This window comes from Cellulomonas sp. IC4_254 (assembly GCF_011603975.1).
Classification (GTDB): domain Bacteria; phylum Actinomycetota; class Actinomycetes; order Actinomycetales; family Cellulomonadaceae; genus Cellulomonas.
The window spans coordinates 1-1,555 of sequence record NZ_JAANNB010000359.1 but is presented as its reverse complement, the minus strand read 5'-3'; the positions used below and the strand labels follow the sequence as shown (position 1 = coordinate 1,555).

The 1,555-nt window shown below is 78.7% G+C and carries 2 protein-coding genes; both read right to left on the bottom strand.

The window, feature by feature from the left end; genetic code table 11:
* Window positions 1-1,002 (bottom strand): serine/threonine-protein kinase (locus tag G6556_RS18760; RefSeq protein ID WP_166944652.1); only part of this gene is annotated, 1,002 nt, incomplete at its 3' end.
* Window positions 999-1,555, bottom strand: a 557-nt coding sequence (locus G6556_RS18755; RefSeq protein WP_166944651.1) for an FHA domain-containing protein, incomplete at its 5' end; no start/stop codon positions are given. The genes G6556_RS18755 and G6556_RS18760, both read right to left, overlap by 4 nt.

The window sequence follows — 1,555 nt, the reverse complement described above, 5'->3', positions numbered from 1 at the left end:
CCGCACCGGGGCCGCGGGGGCGCCCGGTGCGGCGGCGGCGGGTGCGGCGTGCGGCGCGACCTCGACGACCGGGCGCGCGCGGGTGGCGTCCGCCGGGGCCGCGGTGCCGGCGGCGGCCGCACCGGCGGGCCCGGCGTGGTCGTCGACGTCGAGCGCCGTGACCGGCAGCCCGAGGTCGGCCTGCACGGCGCGCAGGTCCTGGGCGAGGTCGAGGGCTCGGGCGTGCCGCTGCTGCGGCTCCCGGGCCATCGCGCGGGCCAGCACGGTGCGCAGCCGGTCCGGGACGTCGTCCCGGGCGAACGGCACGGGCGCGCCGCGCTCGATCCGGCCGACGAGGTCCGCGGCCTCGTTCGGGCCGCCCGGTCGCTCGAACGGCGACCGGCCGGCGAGCGCGGAGAACAGCGTCGCGGCGAGCGAGTAGACGTCGGAGCGCGCGTCGCCGTGCGGGGCGGCGGCGAGCAGCTCGGGCGCCGCCCACGGGATCGACATGCCGACGGCCGGGCCGCCCGCGTCGACCGTGGACGCGATGCCGAAGTCGGTCAGCACCGGCCGCCCGAAGTCGTTGGTCAGCACGTTGCCGGGCTTGATGTCCCGGTGCAGGATCCCGGCGCGGTGCGCCGTCTCCACCGCCGAGGCCAGCCGGACGCCGAGCTCCAGCACCTCCGCGACCTCGAACCGCTCCGAGCGGTACCGCTGCCCCAGGCCGGGCCGCGCGCAGTACTCCATCACCAGGTACGGCCGGCCGTCGCCGGCCACCCCGGCCTGGTGCACCGTCACGATCGACGGGTGGTGCGAGAGCCGGGCGGTCAGGTCCGCCTCGCGCTCGAACGCCTCCCGCGCGTCCGCGTGCACGCTGCCGAGCAGCACCTTGACCGCGACCGGACGTCGCGGCAGGTCCTGCTCGTACAGGAAGACGTCGGCCGAGCCCCCCGAGCCCAGCAGCCGCTGCACCGCGTAGCCGGGCAGGTGCGGCGGCTGCGAGGCCTCACGCCGTCGGTTCACGCACCCGGCTCCACGGTGAACGTCACGCCGTCGCCCAGGTCGACGACGTCCCCCTCCCCGACCGCGACGGGCTCGCCCGCGGTGACGCGCCGGGGCGGCAGGGTGCCGGCGGCGACGGTGATGCCGTTGGTGGAGTACAGGTCCGTGACCAGCACCCGGCCGGCCTCCAGGCGGACCTCGGCGTGCGTGCGCGAGATGTCCTGCTCGGGGCTCGGCACGGTCACCAGGCGCGCCTCGGAGCCGTCGGGCGCGCGGTCGGCCTGCGGCGCGCGGCCGATCAGGACGACGGTGTCGACCGGCACGACCGCGCCGGTGGACAGGGCGAGCCGGGGCACGGGCAGCGGCGTCGCGGGCACGGCGGTCACGGGCAGCGCGCCCGAGACGCCCGGCGCGGGCGCCGGGGTCGGGACGACGGGGCCGGACGGCCAGTCGCCGGTCTGGGACACGGCCCAGGACGGCAGGTGCTGGCGGATCGAGGCCAGCTCGCCGCTGAGGATGGTGAGGCCGTCGTGGTCGTCCGCGGACGCCGGGCCGGGCAGGACCGGGGCCGGCG